Origin of the sequence: Humibacillus xanthopallidus, assembly GCF_044793955.1 — a bacterium.
GTDB lineage: Bacteria > Actinomycetota > Actinomycetes > Actinomycetales > Dermatophilaceae > Humibacillus > Humibacillus xanthopallidus_C.
Genome location: NZ_CP084995.1, coordinates 3,209,657 through 3,225,631 on the forward strand (window position 1 = coordinate 3,209,657; position 15,975 = coordinate 3,225,631).

The 15,975-nt window shown below is 72.9% G+C and carries 18 protein-coding genes; 6 read left to right on the top strand and 12 right to left on the bottom strand.

Going from position 1 to position 15,975, the window contains the following annotated elements; genetic code table 11:
• Complete coding sequence (locus LG278_RS14330; protein WP_404387904.1) at positions 1–339, top strand: hypothetical protein; 339 nt, start codon at positions 1–3, stop codon at positions 337–339.
• Here LG278_RS14330 and mutM read toward each other — a convergent pair.
• From mutM to LG278_RS14370, 8 genes are all read right to left on the bottom strand, one after another.
• On the bottom strand, positions 328–1,188 hold the full coding sequence (gene mutM, locus LG278_RS14335) for a bifunctional DNA-formamidopyrimidine glycosylase/DNA-(apurinic or apyrimidinic site) lyase (protein ID WP_404387906.1): 861 nt from the start codon (positions 1,186–1,188) through the stop codon (positions 328–330). The two genes, LG278_RS14330 and mutM, sit on opposite strands and share 12 nt — an antisense overlap.
• 7 nt (positions 1,189–1,195) lie before the next feature.
• The gene (rnc, locus tag LG278_RS14340) at positions 1,196–1,933 is read right to left on the bottom strand and encodes a ribonuclease III (protein WP_404393662.1); all 738 of its coding nucleotides are present in this window, start codon (positions 1,931–1,933) and stop codon (positions 1,196–1,198) included.
• A gap of 41 nt (positions 1,934–1,974) precedes the next feature.
• On the bottom strand, positions 1,975–2,169 hold the full coding sequence (gene rpmF / locus LG278_RS14345) for a 50S ribosomal protein L32 (protein WP_404387908.1): 195 nt from the start codon (positions 2,167–2,169) through the stop codon (positions 1,975–1,977).
• Between the two features lies 1 nt (position 2,170).
• Positions 2,171–2,746 carry a YceD family protein gene (locus LG278_RS14350; RefSeq protein WP_404387910.1) on the bottom strand — a complete coding sequence of 192 codons (576 nt, stop codon included), beginning with the start codon at positions 2,744–2,746 and terminating at the stop codon, positions 2,171–2,173.
• 89 nt (positions 2,747–2,835) lie between these two features.
• The gene (gene coaD, locus LG278_RS14355) at positions 2,836–3,318 is read right to left on the bottom strand and encodes a pantetheine-phosphate adenylyltransferase (protein WP_404387912.1); all 483 of its coding nucleotides are present in this window, start codon (positions 3,316–3,318) and stop codon (positions 2,836–2,838) included.
• A gap of 63 nt (positions 3,319–3,381) precedes the next feature.
• Positions 3,382–3,963: a 16S rRNA (guanine(966)-N(2))-methyltransferase RsmD gene (gene rsmD / locus LG278_RS14360; RefSeq protein ID WP_404387914.1), complete on the bottom strand. Its 582-nt coding sequence runs from the start codon at positions 3,961–3,963 to the stop codon at positions 3,382–3,384.
• A gap of 1 nt (position 3,964) precedes the next feature.
• Positions 3,965–6,253, bottom strand: a complete 2,289-nt coding sequence (locus LG278_RS14365) for an ATP-dependent DNA helicase RecG (RefSeq protein ID WP_404387916.1) — start codon at positions 6,251–6,253, stop codon at positions 3,965–3,967.
• 3 nt (positions 6,254–6,256) lie between these two features.
• Positions 6,257–8,014 (bottom strand): DAK2 domain-containing protein, encoded by a 1,758-nt coding sequence (locus tag LG278_RS14370; RefSeq protein WP_404387918.1) that lies wholly within the window; start codon positions 8,012–8,014, stop codon positions 6,257–6,259.
• 321 nt (positions 8,015–8,335) lie between these two features.
• On the opposite strand from LG278_RS14370, the gene LG278_RS14375 reads away from it, so the two are divergent.
• Positions 8,336–9,109: a fructosamine kinase family protein gene (locus LG278_RS14375; protein ID WP_404387920.1), complete on the top strand. Its 774-nt coding sequence runs from the start codon at positions 8,336–8,338 to the stop codon at positions 9,107–9,109.
• 191 nt (positions 9,110–9,300) lie between these two features.
• Positions 9,301–9,489 carry a 50S ribosomal protein L28 gene (gene rpmB, locus LG278_RS14380; protein WP_141821962.1) on the top strand — a complete coding sequence of 63 codons (189 nt, stop codon included), beginning with the start codon at positions 9,301–9,303 and terminating at the stop codon, positions 9,487–9,489.
• A gap of 227 nt (positions 9,490–9,716) precedes the next feature.
• Here rpmB and thiL read toward each other — a convergent pair whose 3' ends face one another.
• Positions 9,717–10,718: a thiamine-phosphate kinase gene (thiL, locus tag LG278_RS14385; protein WP_404387921.1), complete on the bottom strand. Its 1,002-nt coding sequence runs from the start codon at positions 10,716–10,718 to the stop codon at positions 9,717–9,719.
• A 198-nt stretch (positions 10,719–10,916) separates the two neighbouring features.
• Here thiL and LG278_RS14390 point away from each other — a divergent pair, with 198 nt between their 5' ends.
• The gene (locus LG278_RS14390; protein WP_404387922.1) at positions 10,917–11,150 is read left to right on the top strand and encodes an Lrp/AsnC ligand binding domain-containing protein; all 234 of its coding nucleotides are present in this window, start codon (positions 10,917–10,919) and stop codon (positions 11,148–11,150) included.
• Positions 11,129–11,599 carry a hypothetical protein gene (locus LG278_RS14395; RefSeq protein WP_404387923.1) on the top strand — a complete coding sequence of 157 codons (471 nt, stop codon included), beginning with the start codon at positions 11,129–11,131 and terminating at the stop codon, positions 11,597–11,599. The genes LG278_RS14390 and LG278_RS14395 overlap by 22 nt, the downstream gene beginning before the upstream one ends.
• 82 nt (positions 11,600–11,681) lie before the next feature.
• Here LG278_RS14395 and LG278_RS14400 read toward each other — a convergent pair whose 3' ends face one another.
• Positions 11,682–12,821 carry a D-alanine--D-alanine ligase family protein gene (locus LG278_RS14400; RefSeq protein ID WP_404387924.1) on the bottom strand — a complete coding sequence of 380 codons (1,140 nt, stop codon included), beginning with the start codon at positions 12,819–12,821 and terminating at the stop codon, positions 11,682–11,684.
• A gap of 50 nt (positions 12,822–12,871) precedes the next feature.
• Here LG278_RS14400 and LG278_RS14405 point away from each other — a divergent pair, with 50 nt between their 5' ends.
• Positions 12,872–13,957 carry a trans-sulfuration enzyme family protein gene (locus tag LG278_RS14405; RefSeq protein ID WP_404387926.1) on the top strand — a complete coding sequence of 362 codons (1,086 nt, stop codon included), beginning with the start codon at positions 12,872–12,874 and terminating at the stop codon, positions 13,955–13,957.
• 158 nt (positions 13,958–14,115) lie between these two features.
• Here LG278_RS14405 and LG278_RS14410 read toward each other — a convergent pair whose 3' ends face one another.
• Both LG278_RS14410 and LG278_RS14415 read right to left on the bottom strand, forming a co-directional pair.
• A complete protein-coding gene (locus LG278_RS14410; RefSeq protein ID WP_404387928.1) occupies positions 14,116–15,114 on the bottom strand; it encodes an NAD(P)H-dependent glycerol-3-phosphate dehydrogenase in 999 nt (332 codons plus the stop codon).
• Positions 15,111–15,908 carry a lysophospholipid acyltransferase family protein gene (locus LG278_RS14415; protein ID WP_404387930.1) on the bottom strand — a complete coding sequence of 266 codons (798 nt, stop codon included), beginning with the start codon at positions 15,906–15,908 and terminating at the stop codon, positions 15,111–15,113. Before LG278_RS14415 ends, LG278_RS14410 begins: the two co-directional genes overlap by 4 nt.
• Positions 15,909–15,975 lie beyond the last annotated feature (67 nt).

The following is a 15,975-nucleotide window of genomic DNA, read 5'->3' on the forward strand; positions in this document are numbered from 1 at the left end:
ATGAGTGCAGACAACACCACCCCCGAGACGGCTCCCGACCCGGACGACCCCCGGGTCGAGCGCCACACGGCCGGCGCCTTCGACATCCGCAACTTCATCGGAGCCCTGCTCGGCCTCTACGGCATCATCCTCACCCTGATGGGCATCTTCGGCGACAAGGCTTATGAGAAGACCGGCGGGGTCAACGCCAACCTCTGGACCGGGCTCATCCTGCTCCTCATGAGCGCGATCTTCATGACGTGGGCGCGCCTGCGGCCCATCATCGTGCCCGCCCACGTCGAGCCGCCCGACGACGACGCGACCCGTCCCGCGCCGAAGCGCAGGCCCTCAGGCCACTGACCGACGCCTCGGCCGCGGCTGGCAGACCGGGCAGGAGAACGACGAGCGGTTCATGAAGTGCTCGCGGCGCATCAGCGTGCCGCAGCGATCGCACGGGGTGCCGGCCCGCCCATAGGCGTGCAATGAGCGGTCGAAGTAGCCGCTCGCACCGTTGACGTTGACGTAGAGCGCGTCGAAGCTCGTCCCGCCGTGGCCGAGCGCCTCGGACATGACCTCGCGCGCATGGTCGAGCACCCGCGAGAGGGTCGGCTTCGTCAGGGCCGAGCAGACACGCTCCCCGTGCACCTTGGCACGCCACAGGGCCTCGTCGGCGTAGATGTTGCCGATGCCGGAGACGAGGGTCTGGTCGAGCAGGGCGCGCTTGACCGCGCTGTCGCGCAGCTTCATCCTCCGCACGACCGCGCCCTGGTCGTAGGTCGCCTCGAAGGGGTCGGGCGCGATGTGCGCCAACGCTTCCGGTATGCCGTCCGGCCCCAGGGGCGACATCGCGAGTCCCCCGAAGGTGCGTTGGTCGACGAACCGCAGCTGCGGGTCGCCGTCGGCGAAGTCGAAGCGGGCGTGGCAGTGCTTCTCGAGCGGCGCCTCGGCCGGCTCGACGAGCATCTGGCCACTCATGCCGAGGTGGACGATGAGCGCGTCCTCGCCGTCGAGCGCGAGCCAGAGGTACTTGCCCCGCCGCGACGCCGCGGTCACCGTGACGTCGTGGAGGCGATCGGCGAGGTCCTCGGCGCCAGCGTCGTGGCGCCTCGCCACCCGCACGCCACTGATCCGGGCACGCGTGATGTGCCGGCCGACGACATGGTCGTGCAGACCGCGTCGCACCACCTCGACCTCGGGCAGCTCCGGCACGCCGTGGTCAGCCCGGAGGAGTGCTCGTCGAGCCCGCGGTCACGGAGCGACGCACCTCGATCGCGTGCCAGGCCTCCTTGGCGGCCTTCTGCTCCGCTTCCTTCTTGCTGCGTCCCCTGCCCTCGCCCAGCACCTCGTCACCGAAGACGACGCGGGCGTTAAACTCCTTCTCGTGGTCGGGCCCCTGCTCGTCGACGCGGTAGTCGGGCGAGCCGAGGGCCACGCTCGCTGCCATCTCCTGCAGGCTCGTCTTCCAGTCGAGACCGGCACCGAGGGTCGCGGCCTCCTCGATGATGCCGTCGAAGTGGTGGTGCACGAAGATCGCCGCCCGGTCGATGCCGGCAGCGAGGAAGACCGTGCCGATGACCGCCTCGAGCGTGTCGGCGAGGATCGAGGCCTTGTCGCGGCCACCCGTCGCCTCCTCGCCCTTGCCGAGCATGACGTACTCACCGAGGTCGAAGGTGCGCGCGACGTCGGCGAGCGCGCGCATGTTGACGACGGCGGCTCGCAGCTTGGCGAGCTGGCCCTCGGCGAGGTCGGGGTGCCCGCGGTAGAGCGAGTCGGTGACGACGAGGCCGAGCACCGAGTCCCCGAGGAACTCCAGGCGCTCGTTGTTGGGCAGTCCACCGTTCTCGTAGGCGTACGAGCGGTGCGTCAGGGCACGCAGAAGCAGCGGCTCGTCGATGTCCTGGCCGACCACCTCGGTGAGGTGGGCGAGCAGGGCATCGACGGGCCGCTGCGGCACCGCCGGAACACCCTGGGTGTCAGGGCTGCTCACGGCGGCGATCAGTTCTGGTGCTCGGTGCGCTCAGCCACGGCGTAGTGACGGCCCTTGTAGGTGCCGCAGGACGGGCACGCGATGTGCGGCTGGGCAGCCGAACCACACTGGGGGCACGTCGTGAGCGTGGTCGGCGTTGCCTTCCAGTTCGCGCGACGCGAACGGGTGTTGGAGCGCGACATCTTCCGCTTCGGGACAGCCACGTCAGTTCCTCTTCTCTTGCGGGTCGTCCTGCAGCATCCCGCGCAGGGCCGACCATCGGGGGTCGAACACATCATGGTGGTGGTCGGGGTCGTCCGCGAGCTTCACTCCGCACTCGGAGCACAGCCCGGGACAGTCCGGCCGGCACATCGGCTTGAAGGGCAGCGTCGGCACGACCGCGTCCCGGAGCACGGGCTCGAGGTCGATGAGATCACCGACCAGCTCGTGCACCTCGTCCTCGTCCGTGTCGGCTCCCACCTCGTGGTGGTGCGCCGCCCGGTCGGTGTAGGCGAACAGCTCCGTGAAGGTCCCGTCGACAGCCAGCTCGACAGGGTCCAGGCACCGCACGCACGCACCGCTCGCCCTGCCGTTGACCGAACCTGTCAGGAGCACGCCCTCGACGACGGACTCGAGCCGCACCGCGAGCTCGACCGGCATGCCGGCCTGGATCGCGATGACGTCGGTTCCGAGGTCTTCGGGCAGCTCCACCGTGCGCGAGAGCTCCAGCATCGTCCCGGGTCGCCGATCCAGCTTCCTGGTGTCGAGCACCAGTGGTGAACGGGGGTCGGGGCGGTTCATGGCTCCTGCGCACGATTGAGGGTTCGGCCCACTCCAAGGCGGACGAGGACCGACGTCCAAGGCTACCGGAGCGGACTCCCCCGCCCAAATCAGCGGAGTCGATCGTGCAGGGCGTCGAGCACGGTGTCGGGCACGAGGCCCGAGACGTCACCGCCGTAGCGCACGACCTCCTTGATGAGCGAGCTCGACACGTGCTGCAGGTCGGGGGCGGCCGCGAGGAAGAGCGTCTCGACGCCCGTCAGGTGGCGGTTCATGTGCGCCATGGGCAGCTCGTAGGCGAAGTCGGTGCCCCCGCGCAGTCCCTTGACCATGGAGTCTGCCCCGACCTCGCGGCACACGTCGACGACGAGGGTGTCGGCCCAAGCCCCGACCCGGACGTTGGGCAGGTGGCCCAGCGTCTCCTCCAGGAAGGCCGTGCGCTCGTCGACACCGAAGGTGCCGTGCTTGGCCGGGTTGTGCAGGATGGCCACGACGACCTCGTCGAAGAGGCCTGCGGCGCGGGTGATGACGTCGACGTGCCCGTTGGTCACGGGGTCGTAGGAGCCGGGGCACACACAGCGTCGCGTCGTCACGTGCCCAACCTAGCCAGCCCCGACCTCACGCGACGCCCTCACGCGACGACCTCCGCACCGGCCTCACGCGACGACCTCATCTGTCGTGGGCTCCGCGAACCACATCGCGGTCTCGCCGTAGCGCTTCTCTCCCGACAGCTCGAGCCCGGCAGGCCACCGCGGCTGCGGCGAGCGGGTCGACCGCTCGACGACGACGAAGGCCTCCGGCCCGAGCCAGCCACGCTGGACGAGGGCGGTCAGCACGACGGCGAGGGCGTCCTCCGTCAGGTCGTAGGGCGGGTCGAGCAGCACGAGGTCGAACGGTGTGCCGCCGGGCGGGCCGCTGCCGAGCGCGCGCTCCACGGTGTCGACGACGAGACGCACCGCCGGGTGCCCGACGGCGGCGATGTTGGCGCGGATCGCCGCTGCCGCGCCCCGTTGGGACTCCACGAGCACGACCTCGGCGGCTCCTCTGCTCGCCGCTTCGAGGCCGAGGGCGCCCGACCCGGCGTAGAGGTCGAGCACCCGGGTGTGCTCGAGCAGGCCGCGGTGCTCGAGCCGGCTGAAGAGGGCCTCACGCACCCGGTCGGACGTGGGGCGGGTGGAGGACCCCTGCGGGGTGCGTAGCCGCCGACCCCCTGCGCTGCCGCTGATGATGCGGGTCATCTCACCCTCTCTCCAGCCAGGCTGCCTGCTCCTCGTCGAGGCGCATGGCGACGGCCGCCGCGAGCGCCGGGTGCTGGCGCAGCTCGGGGTCCTCGGCCACGAGCGCGAAGGCGTCCTCCCGGGCGTCGGCGATCACCTGCTCGTCGTCGCGCCGCCCGAGGCGCAGGTGACGCACCGAGTTGCCCCGCCCGCTCTGGCGTGCGCCGAGCACGTCACCCTCGCGGCGCAGGAGCAGGTCGACCTGGGCGAGCTCGAAGCCGTCGGTGGTCGCGGCGACCTGGGCGAGGCGCTCCGCGGCGAGCTCGCCCGCCCCCTGCGTCATGAGCAGGCAGAGACCCGGCACCGAGCCGCGGCCCACGCGGCCGCGCAGCTGGTGCAGCTGGGAGATGCCGAAGCGGTCGGCGTCGACGACGACCATGACGGAGGCGTTGGCGACGTCGACCCCGACCTCGATGACGGTCGTGGCGACGAGCACGTCGATCTCGCCGTCGGCGAAGGCCCGCATCGTGGCCTCCTTGGTGTCGGGGTCGAGCCGACCGTGCAGCACCTCGAGCCGCACGCCCTCGAGCGCCGGGGTGGCCCGCAGCGTGGCGAGCATCGTGTAGACACCGGTGAGCTCGCGCTGCGCGCCACCGTCGCCGGACCGGTCACCGAGGCCGTCGCCGACCTCGCCCCCGTCGGCGTCGTCGCTCCCGTCGGCCCAGTCGACGTCCCACGCGTCCTCGTCGCTCGCCGGGGACCGGCCGTCGCCGGCACCGGGGGCCTCGTCGTCGACGTCGCCGATGCGGGGGCAGACGACATAAGCCTGGTGGCCCTTGGCCACCTCCTCGGCGATACGCTGCCACGTGCGGTCGACCCAGCCGGGGCGGTCACCGTCGACGACGTGGGTCGCGATCGGCGAGCGACCCCGCGGCAGCTCGCGCAGGGTCGAGGTCTCCATGTCGCCGAAGACGGTCATCGCCACGGTGCGCGGGATCGGCGTGGCGGTCATGACGAGCACGTGCGGTGGGCGGATTCCCTTCTCTCTCAGGGCATCACGCTGCTCGACCCCGAAGCGGTGCTGCTCGTCGACCACCACGAGGGCGAGATCGGCGAACTGCACGTGCTTCTGGATGAGAGCGTGCGTGCCGATGACGATGCCGGCCTCCCCTGAGGCCGCGGCGAGCAACGACTGCTTCCGCGCGCGCGCCGCCTGACTGCCCGTCAGCAGCGCCACGGTCGTGCCGTGCTCGGCGCCTCCCAGCATGCCCCCGAGGGCGAGGTCGCCGAGCATCGCCGTGATCGAGCGGTGGTGCTGTGCCGCCAGCACCTCGGTGGGGGCGAGCAGTGCGGCCTGCCCGCCGGCGTCGATGGCTGCGAGCATCGCCCGCAGGGCGACGACGGTCTTGCCCGAGCCGACCTCCCCCTGCAGCAACCGGTGCATCGGCCGGTCGGAGGCGAGCTCGGCGGTGAGCACCTCGCCGATCTCGCGCTGACCTGCGGTCAGCTCGAAGGGCAGCCGCGCGTCGAAGTCCGCGAGCAGGCCACCGGGCCGTGGGGGCCGCGGGGTCGCGAGCTCGGACTCGACCGCCTTGCGCCGCTGGGCGAGGATCGTCTGCAGGACGAAGGCCTCGTCGTACTTCAGCCGGTCGAGCCCCCTCGACGGCTGGTCGTCGACGCCGGGCCGGTGCACGAGCTCGAGCGCCGCCGCCCGGTCGAGCAGCCCACGGGCCGCACGCACCGGCTCGGGCACCGGCTCGCGGATGCGGTCGACGGAGTCGAGCGCCGTGTGCACGAGCCGGCGGAGTTGGAGGGAGTTGATCTTGCCGGTCGTCGAGTAGACCGGCACCCGGTGGGTCCGATACCACTCCACCGCGGCCTCGCCCTCGGCGTCGTCGTCGAAGAGCTCGTACTCCGGGTGGGTCAGCTGCATGCGTTGGCCGTAGGCACCGATCGTGCCGACGAAGAAGCCACGGACCCCGGCGTGCAGCTTGCCCTCGTGGCCGTAGGCGCTGAAGAACGTGACGTCGAGCTCGTGCCCGTGGTCGTCGTGGAGCACGACCGTCAGCATCTTGCCGCGCCGGTTGCGCATCGGCCGCGAGGTCGCGCGGGCGACCTCGGCCACGACGAGGACGTCCTCGCCGACGCGCAGCGACGACAGGTCGGTGAGCTGCCCCGGGCGCACGTAGCGGCGCGGCACGAACTCGAAGAGGTCGCCGACGGTCTGCAGCCCCTTGGTGCGGGCGAGCTGCTCGGCCTCGCCCTTCTTGACGAGCTTGGTCAGCGGAGAGTCCTCGGTGAGCACGACCACGGCCTACTCCACCCCGATGAGCACGCTGTAGACCGGCTGCCCACCGTCGATCTGCGACACCTCGACGCCGAGGTGCAGCGCCATCGCCTCGGTCGCGAGCGCCTGCCCCAGTCCGTCATGGGCCCCCGACCCGATGACGACGGTGACGAGCTCGCCCCCGCTCGCGAGGAGTCGGCGCACGACCTCGCGCCCCACCTCGACGTCGTCGTGGCCGATGACGGCGATGTCGCCGTCGACGACGCCGAGCACGTCTCCCGCCTCGCACCGACCCGCGCTCGTCAGGGCCGCCCGGTTGGCGACGGTGACCGCGCCGTGCCGGGTCGCCGACGACGCGGACTGCATGGCGAGCACGTTGGCCGAGGGCGCCGCCTCGGGCTCGAAGACGGCCAGGGCGGCGAGGCCCTGCACCGCCGTGCGGGCGTGCACGACCTGCGCGTCGATGCCGTCGTCGGCGACCGCCCGGGCCGCTGCCGCCGCAGCCAGCAGGGTGTCGCCGTCGTTGGGCAGCACGACGACGCCCGCCGCACCGGTCGCGTGCTGGGCGCGGATCGCCGCGATGAGGGCCCCGGTCGACGCGCGTCGCCCCGGGCCGGACGGCACCACGGCGGCGCCCGCCTCGCCGAAGAGGGCCGCGAGCCCGTCGCCGGCCGCGCAGGCCACGATCGCCGATCCGGTATGCCGGGGGGCGTCGTGCCCGTGTGACGCCGCCCCTTGCGCATGGCCGAGGTGCACGACGTCACGGTCCAGTCGGGTGATGCGCACCCGGTGGGGTCGGCCCGCGACGATGCCCGCCTCGACCGCCGCCCCGGCGTCGTCGACATGGGCGTGGACGTTCCACTCCCCGTCGCCGCCGACGACGAGCACGGAGTCACCGAGCTCGACGAGGCGGGCCCGCAGCAGGTCGACGGCCTCGTCGTCGGAGTCGGCGAGCAGATACATCACCTCGTAGGCGGGCGAGCCGTCGTCAGAGCCCGCATCAGAGGCCCCATCAGAGGCCCCGTCAGAAGCTCCGTCGGAGGTCGTGTCGGGCAGCCCGGCGGTGAGCGTCGGCCCGAAGCGCTCGGGCCGGAAGCGTGAGCGCCGGCTCGACGGGTCGTCGCGGCTCGGCCGGCCGCGCTGCCCGGAGCAGATGCGTTCGAGGCACTCGAGCAGCAGGACGAGCCCCGCGCCGCCGGCGTCGACGACCCCGGCGCGTGCGAGCACCTCGAGCTGCTCGGGAGTGCGGTCGAGCGCCACCCGGGCGGCCTCGAGCGCGGCGAGCGACACGGCATACAGGCTCGCCTCGGAGCGGCCGCCCACCTCGGCTGCCTCGGCTGCCTGGGTGGCGGCCGTCGCCATGGCGGTGGCCACGGTGAGGATCGTGCCCTCCTGGGGCTCGGTGACCGCCTCGCGCCCGCGCTGCTCGGCGCGCACGAGCCCGCGGGCGAGCAGCGCCCCGTCGACGACCTCGGCGCCCGCGCACGCCTCGGCCAGACCCCGTGCGAGCTGGCTGAGGATGACACCGGAGTTGCCCCGGGCGGTCCAGAGCAGCGCCTTGGCGAAGGCTGCGAGCAGGTCGCCGGCGCCGTGCGGGTCGTGAGCGAGCATCCGCTCGACTCCACCGTCGAAGGTGAGGAAGAGGTTGGTGCCGGTGTCACCGTCAGGCACCGGGAAGACATTGAGAGCATCGATCTCGACGCGTCGCGCGGCGAAGACGGAGCGGGTCAGCAGGGCCCAGCGGCGCACCGCCGGCACGTCGAGCACGGACAGCGCGCCGGGCACCGGGAGAAGTGTGCGCGGCGACCGCTCGGGCAGCCGTGCTGGGCCTGGCATCCGTCCTCCTGCTCGTCGTCGACCGCGGCCATGCCTGAGGGTGCGTCGGGCCCCGCAGGTCAGGTCGCCCTGGCACGGGCCCGCGGCCGCTGCTCGGCAGGCTAGCGCCTCGCCCCGACGGTCGCATGCAGCCGCGCGACCCCGGCTCGGCCCCCGGCACGCAGAGGGCGGGTCCGAGAGTGGGACGGGAAGGGAGTGGCGTCAACGGGGTGGCGCGCGAGGGCCCCGGCGAGGTCGCCAGCGGGCCCGGCCGGCCCTACGGTGTGGATCGTGTCGCGCACCGCCCCTGTCCACCGCAAGTCCTGGCCCGGTGCCCCCGCCGGCTTCTTCGCGGCCGAGGCGGCCGGCCTGCGGTGGCTCGCCGAGGCCGAGGCGGTCGGAGGCGCCTCCGTCGTCGCCGTGCACGACGTGGCGCCCGACCACATCGACGTCGCCCTCGTCGTGCCCGGCCGCCCGACGCCCGAGGCGGCGGAGGCACTCGGTCACGCCCTCGCCCACACCCACGCCGCAGGGGCAGACGCCTTCGGCGCGCCTCCCCCTGGCTGGAGCGGCGACGCCTGGATCGGCCGCCAGCCCCAGTCCAACGACCCCACCCCGACCTGGGGTCTCTTCTTCGCCGAGCAGCGGGTGCGCCCCTTCGTGCGGCGTGCCGTCGACGCCGGTCACCTCGACCGGGACGGGGCCCGCGTCGTCGACGCCGTGTGCGACCGGCTCGCGTCCGGCGCCTTCGACGACGACCGGCCAGCGGCTCGCATCCACGGTGACCTCTGGTCGGGCAACCTGCTCTACTCCGGAGGCGGTGCGGTCCTCATCGACCCGGCCGCCCACGGGGGTCACGGCCTCACCGACCTCGCGATGCTCGCGCTCTTCGGCTGCCCCGAGCGCGACCGGCTGGAAGCGGCCTACGCCGAGACAGCCGGGCTCGACCGCCGGTGGCGCTCGCTCATCGGGCTGCACCAGCTGCACCCGCTCGCCACCCACGCAGCCTCACACGGGCCGGCGTATGCCGCCGAGCTCGTCGCGACGGCCCAGCGCTATCGTTGAGGCCGGGCCCCGCACCGCGTGGGGCCTCTGCCGTGGGGCCGGTCGGCCGTTTTGTCGTCCGAGCGCCTCGTCGGCTACGCTTTACCGGTTCCCCTCGTGCACACGGCGGTGACGCACGCCCCGGCGTGAGTTGGCCCGTGGATCGGGTGGAGCGCAAGCACTTCGTCAACATCGATCTTCAGGAGAACCCCGTGGCTGCCAACTGCGACGTCTGCGGCAAGGGGCCGAGCTTCGGTCACAACATCTCGCACTCGCACCGCCGCACCAAGCGCCGCTGGAACCCCAACATCCAGCGCGTTCGGACGCTGGTGAACGGTGTGACGCCGAAGCGACTCAACGTCTGCACCTCCTGCCTCAAGGCGGGCAAGGTCGTTCGCTGAACGCCCCCTCACCAACGCTGAAGGCCGGCCCCCTCTGGGAGCCGGCCTTTGTCGTGCCCTGACGTCGGGCGGTCCGGTCGACTCCGGGATCAACTGGTCGATCACCTCGGTCCTGGTGCTGTCAGGACGACACCACCCACCCTTTGTTCCACCAGGTGATCGACCAGTTGATCCCCCTGGTGGCGATCCGGCGGGAGGTGCGCCGACCTCTCGACGTGGCGGACCGGTCACGACCCGCGGAAGTGGTCCCACCCGGTGTGCGCCACCGCTCTGCCGTCGACGAGCAGCCCCGGGCGCTCCCCCCGTGCGACGGGCCGGGCCCGGCCGATCACCCGCCAGCCCGGCGGGAGGTCCTCGGGCGCGAAGGTGGCGAGCAGCGAGTGCTCCTCTCCCCCGGCGAGGACGCACTCCAGGGCGTCCGACACGCCGACCGCTGCCCGGATCTCGGCGAGATCAGGCTCCAGTGCGCCCAGGTCGACCTCGAGCACGACCCCGCTCGCCCGGGCGATCCGGGAGCCGTCGCGCACGAGCCCGTCGGACACGTCGAGCATGGCCGTCGCTCCGGCCCGCGCGGCGAGGGGCCCGGCCGTGAGGGGCGACACCGGCCGCCGCTGACGCTCGACGGCGAGCGGGTGCCGGTCCTCTGAGCCCGTCTCGAGCAGGCGCAATCCGGCCGCAGCCAGGCCGAGGGTGCCGCAGACCGCCAGCACGTCGCCCGCGGTAGCCCCCGACCGGAGCACCACCGGGCCGTCGAGGCGGCCCAGAGCCGTCACCGAGACCATGACGACGCCCGCGGGCGCCGACGACAGGTCGCCGCCGAGCACCGCCACCCCGGCCTCGGCGCAGGCCAGACCCAGCCCTCGCGCATGGTCGAGGACCCACTCGAGCGACAGCGCGGGGTCGGCCACGAGAGTGACGAGCACCCCGGTCGGGGTGCCGCCCATGGCCGCGACGTCGGCGAGGTTCTGGACGATGACCTTGTGTCCGATGTCGGCGCCCGACGACCACGCGTCGAGCCAGTCACGCCCGAGCACCGCGGTGTCGGTCGTGGCGACGGTCTGGTCGGACGTGAGCAGCACGGCGGCGTCGTCGCCGGGAGCAACGACCAGGTCAGGGCTGCCGCCGAAGAGCGGGAGGATGCGGGCCAGCAGGTCGTCCTCGTCGAGGGTGCGCAGCGGCGTGCCGTCCGTCATCATCGGCCCCCGGGTCGACCGGTGCGCGTGCGGCACGGGCTCACTCGCCTTCTGGCCCGCACCCTCGGCAGTCGGGCCCGTCGCTGGGACGAAACGTCTCGTGGCAAGGTAGCGTTCGGGCACGGCCGCAGTCACACTGGGTGCGGGCCGGGCCCGCTGGTCCAGGGTGGTGCGCGTGTGGCGTCGCGACCTCCGCGAGGACCGTCCGATCCGTCAAACACAAAGAGGTGACACGTGGTTCAGGCCTACATCCTGATTCAGACCGAAGTCGGCAAGGCGGCCAGCGTCGCGAAGGCGATCGCAGCGATCTCCGGCGTCACGATGGCCGAGGACGTCACCGGCCCCTACGACGTCATCGCCCGCGTCGAGGCGTCCAACGTCGATGACCTCGGGCGGCTCGTCATCGCCAAGCTCCAGGACGTGCCCGGCATCACCCGCACGCTCACGTGCACGGTCGTCCACGTCTGAGGCCGACCCTGCGACGCACCCTCTCGACGGCGACGCTCTGCGTCGCCGTCGTGCTGCTCGGCGGCTGCACTCGGGCTCCCGAGGTGGCGCTCGCACCCGCGGCGGGGGCCCCGGTCTGCGCCACAGCGGCGTGGCCCTCGACCGTCGCCCGGCAGTCCAGGGTCGCGACCGACCCCGACACCGGCTCGGTCGCTGCCTGGGGTGACCCGGCCGTCATCGCGCGCTGCGGCCTCGACCCGCTCGGACCCACGACCGACGACTGCGTCAGCGTCGACGGGGTCGACTGGGTCGTCCGCGCGCTGAGCGACGGGTCGGTGGCAACGACCTATGGCCGCGACCCGGCGATCGAGGTGCTGGCGCCGGCCGCCTACGGTCCGGTGCCCCTGCTCCTGCCGGCCTTCACCGCCGTGGCGTCGTCGCTGCCCGAGAACGGCCGCGCCTGCGCCTGACCCGCTGCCGGCCCCCTGGCGCTGCGCGGCCACACCGACACTGCCCGACGATCCCCGCGGCTGTCTCCCGACGGCGAACGGCTCAGCGAAGGCCGGTGCGGCGCTCGAGGGCGAGCTCGAGGAGCTCGTCGATGAGCGCGGGGTAGTCGAGGCCGGTGGCCGCCCACATGCGCGGATACATGGAGGTCGGGGTGAAGCCCGGCATCGTGTTGATCTCGTTGACGAGGACGCGGCCGTCGTCGGTGTAGAAGCAGTCGACCCGGGCCAGGCCCTCGCACCCCAGCGACTCGAAGGCTGCCGCGGCCAGCCGGCGCACCTCGGCTGAGATCTCGGGGGGAACGTCGGCCGGGCAGCTGAGGTCGACGTCGGCCTCGGCGAGGTACTTCGCCTCGAAGTCGTAGAACGCGTGGTTGTCGTGCACGGCGATCTCGCCGACCTGAGAGGTGCGCGGCGCGTCGGTGCCGTGCCCCTCGAGCACCGCGCACTCGATCTCGCGGCCCGCGATGCCGGCCTCGACGAGCACCTTGGGGTCGTGCTCGCGAGCGGCCTCGATGGCGGCCTCGAGGTCGGCGCGCTGCTCGACCTTCGTGATGCCCATCGACGACCCCGCCCGCGCCGGCTTGACGAAGAGGGGGTAGTCGAGACCGTCGCACGCCGCCATCGCAGCCGCGCGGTCGGCACGCCACGCGCGGTCGGTGATGACGGCATACGGGCCGATGGGGATGCCGTGACCCGCGAAGACGACCTTCATGTAGTGCTTGTCCATGCCGGCCGCGGAGGCGAGCACACCGGAGCCGACGTAGCGCACGTCCGACATCTCGAGGAAGCCCTGCAGCGTGCCGTCCTCGCCGAAGGGCCCGTGCAGCAGCGGGAAGACGACGTCGACCTGGCCGAGCTCCCGCGGCGGCTGCCCGGCCTCGAGCACCGTCAGGGACGTCTCCCTCGTCGACAACGGCAGCACGACGTGGGCGGCGCCCGACTCGACCTCGGGCGTGCGCCCGGCCGTCAGCTCGAAACGTGCCGGGTCGTCCTCCGCCAGCACCCACTGACCCTCGCGTGAGATGCCGATCGGCACGATGTCGTACTTGCTCCGGTCGATGGCGCGCAGCACGCCGGCGGCGGTGGCGCACGAGACGGCGTGCTCGGAGGAGCGGCCTCCGAAGACGATGGCCACGCGGGGGCGGCGGCTCGGCTGGGCGGGCTGGGGCTGGTCCGTGGTCATCAGACGGAACTCTAGCGGGCCCCCTCGCGACGCCCTCGTACGCTGGGGCCATGGCCACCGACAGCACCCCCGGTCCCCTGCACGTCGACACGGTCGTGGTCTCCGCGGGACGGCCCGGGCGGGCGCCGGGGTCGTCGGTCAACGTCCCCGTCGAGCTGACGTCGACGTATGCCGCGGACGGCGCGGTCAACTACGCCCGCGTCGGCAACCCGACGTGGAACGCCTTCGAGTCGGCCCTCGGTGACCTCGAGGGCGGGAGCGCCCTCGTGCACGCCTCGGGCATGGGGGCGATCTCGGCGGCGCTGTCGCTCGTGGCGCCCGGCGGCACCGTCGTGGCCCCTGACCAGACCTACAACGGCACCGGTGACCTGCTGATCGCGTTCGAGCAGGCGGGCGGCTCGGTGGTGCGCGTGCACGCGGGCGACACCGAGGGATTCGTCGCGGCGCTGGACGGGGCCGACCTGCTGTGGCTGGAGTCCCCGACGAACCCCCTCATGGACGTGACCGACCTCGAGACCGTGCTCGCCCGGTCACGCGAGCTCGGTGTGACGAGCGTCGTCGACAACACGCTGCCCACGCCGCTGCTGTCGCAGCCCCTGGGGCTGGGCGCCGACGTCGTGGTGCACTCGGTGACGAAGTACCTCTCCGGCCACAGCGACGTCGTGCTCGGGGCGACCGTCGTCGCCGACACCGAGCGCGGCCGAGCCCTGGGTGAGCGCCTGCGCCGGCACCGCACGCTGCACGGTGCCATCGCCGGGCCGCTCGAGGTCTACCTCGCCCTGCGCGGGCTGCGCACGCTCTCGGTCCGCTTCGAGCGGGCCTGTGCGAATGCCGCCGTGCTCGCAGAGCGGCTCGCCGGACACCCGGCCGTGGCCCGGGTGCGCTATCCGGGGTCGGGCGCGATGCTCGCCATCGACGTGGCCGGCGACGCGGCGGCGGCCGAGCGTCTCTGCGCCGCAACGCGCGTGTGGCTGCACTCGACGAGCCTCGGCGGCGTGGAGTCTCAGCTGGAGCGGCGTCGCCGCCACCCGAGCGAGTCCGCTGCCGTGCCCGAGAGCCTCGTGCGGCTGTCCGTGGGCATCGAGCACGTCGATGACCTCTGGTCCGACCTGGAGCAGGCCCTCGAGGCCGTCTGACGTCCGCGCGCCGCCGCCACGGTGACGGCGAGACCCACAAACCCCGTCGCAGCCGAGCCCCCAGGCGCGGGGTGCGGTGAGCACGGCCAGTTTGTGGGTCTGACCGGCAGGAGGCAGAGCCGGCACGTCCGCGCCCGACGGGGCGGACGGCATACGGGCTAGCGCTTCTCGGCCTTGAGGTCGCGGGACATCAGGCGCGGGCCGACCTCGCTGGCCGAGTGGCCGTCACGGATGACGGCCACGACCTGCTCACAGATCGGCATGTCGACGTCGCGCTGGTGGGCCAGGGTGAGGATCGACTCGCACGACTTGACCCCTTCGGTCGTCTGCCGCATCTCGGCTGCAGCCTGCTCGACCGTCATGCCGCGGCCCAGGCGCACCCCGAAGGAGTGGTTGCGAGACAGCGGGGACATGCACGTGGCGATGAGGTCGCCGACTCCGGCAAGCCCCATGAAGGTCTGCGGGTGGGCCCCGAGCGCGAGCCCCAGCCGGGTCGTCTCGGCGAGGCCGCGCGTGATGATCGTCGCCTTGGTGTTGTCGCCGAAGCCCATGCCCTCGGCCATGCCGGAGGCGAGCGCGACGACGTTCTTGGTCGCGCCGCACACCTCGGCCCCGACGACGTCGGTGTCGGTGTAGGGGCGGAAGTACGGCGTCGCGCAGGCCGAGGCGACGCGCTCGGCGGTGACCATGTCCTCGCAGGCGACGACACCCGCCGCCGGCTGCTTGCGGGCGATCTCGGGCGCGAGGTTGGGTCCCGAGAGCACCACGACCCGGTCGCGCTCGATGCTGCCGGCCTCGGCGATCACCTCGCTCATGCGCATCGTCGTGCCGAGCTCGACGCCCTTCATGAGAGACACGACGGGGGCACCCGACGGGATGTGGCCGCCCCACTGGCCGAGGTTGTCTCGCAGCGTCTGTGAGGGCACGACGAGCACGACGATGTCAGCCCCGTGGAGCGCCTCCTCCGGGTCGGTGGTGGCGCGCACGCTGTCGGGCAGGGCGAGGTCGGGGAGGTAGCCCTCGTTGTGCCCGGAGTTGATCGCCGCGGCGGTCTCGGCCCGGCGCGCCCACATCGTCACCCCGCAGCCCGCGTCGGCGAGGATCGCGGCGAAGGCCGTGCCCCAGTTGCCGCTGCCCATGACCGCGACATGCGTCATGCTGTGTCCCTCTCGTCGGAGCGTGGCCGGGCGGTGCGCCCGATGTCCTCGTGGCGCAAAGGGTCGCCGATCTCGGGCACGCCGTGCGCGCGGGGGTCGAAGCGCTCACTGGGCCGGGTCTCCCCGCGCACCTGCTCGAGCAGCTCGGTGATGCGGTCCATCAGCCGGTCGGTCGCCTCGCGCAGCACCCTGGTGTCAATCGGCTGGCCGTAGAGGTCGTCGAGGTCGACGGGCGGGCCGGCGAGCACCTGGATCGTCTTGCGGGGGAAGAGCGACGGGCGGTGACCGTAGGGCGACAGGATCTCCTGGGCGCCCCACTGCGCCACCGGGATGAGCGGGCAGCGGGTCTCGAGCGCCACCCGCGCCGCGCCGGTCTTGCCCCGCATCGGCCAGAGGTCGGGGTCGCGGGTGATCGTGCCCTCGGGGAAGATCGCGACGACCTTGCCGGCTCGCACCCCGTCGACGGCCGATCGGAAGGCGTCGGCCGCCGCGACGGAGTTGCGGTGGACGGGGATCTGTCCGGCCTTGCGCAGTACCCAGCCGACTCCACGCACGCGGAAGACGCTCTCCTTGGCGAGGAAGTAGGCGGCCCGGCCGTTGTCGAACATGTAGTGGGCGAAGGGCAGCGGGTCGGCGTAGGAGATGTGGTTGGGCGAGACGACGAAGCCACCCTCGCGTGGCAGGTGCTCGGCGCCGCGCCAGTCGCGTTTCGTCAGGAGCATGAGCCAGGGGCGGACGAGCAGCGCGGCGACCCGGTAGGCCCACGGCAGGCCCTCGGTGCGGGCGGCAGCCACGTCGTCTGATCCTCCTCGTCGCGGGCACGCCGGTCAGCGTGCGGGGTGCGCGCGACCTCGGGCGATC

Excerpts from the sequence above, each read along its gene's own strand:
- LG278_RS14410 (WP_404387928.1), bottom strand. The coding sequence starts at position 15,114 with ATGACGCATGTCGCGGTCATGGGCAGCGGCAACTGGGGCACGGCCTTC.
- LG278_RS14330 (WP_404387904.1), top strand. The coding sequence starts at position 1 with ATGAGTGCAGACAACACCACCCCCGAGACGGCTCCCGACCCGGACGAC.
- LG278_RS14400 (WP_404387924.1), bottom strand. The coding sequence starts at position 12,821 with ATGACCACGGACCAGCCCCAGCCCGCCCAGCCGAGCCGCCGCCCCCGC.
- rsmD (WP_404387914.1), bottom strand. The coding sequence starts at position 3,963 with ATGACCCGCATCATCAGCGGCAGCGCAGGGGGTCGGCGGCTACGCACC.
- LG278_RS14350 (WP_404387910.1), bottom strand. The coding sequence starts at position 2,746 with ATGAACCGCCCCGACCCCCGTTCACCACTGGTGCTCGACACCAGGAAG.
- LG278_RS14405 (WP_404387926.1), top strand. The coding sequence starts at position 12,872 with ATGGCCACCGACAGCACCCCCGGTCCCCTGCACGTCGACACGGTCGTG.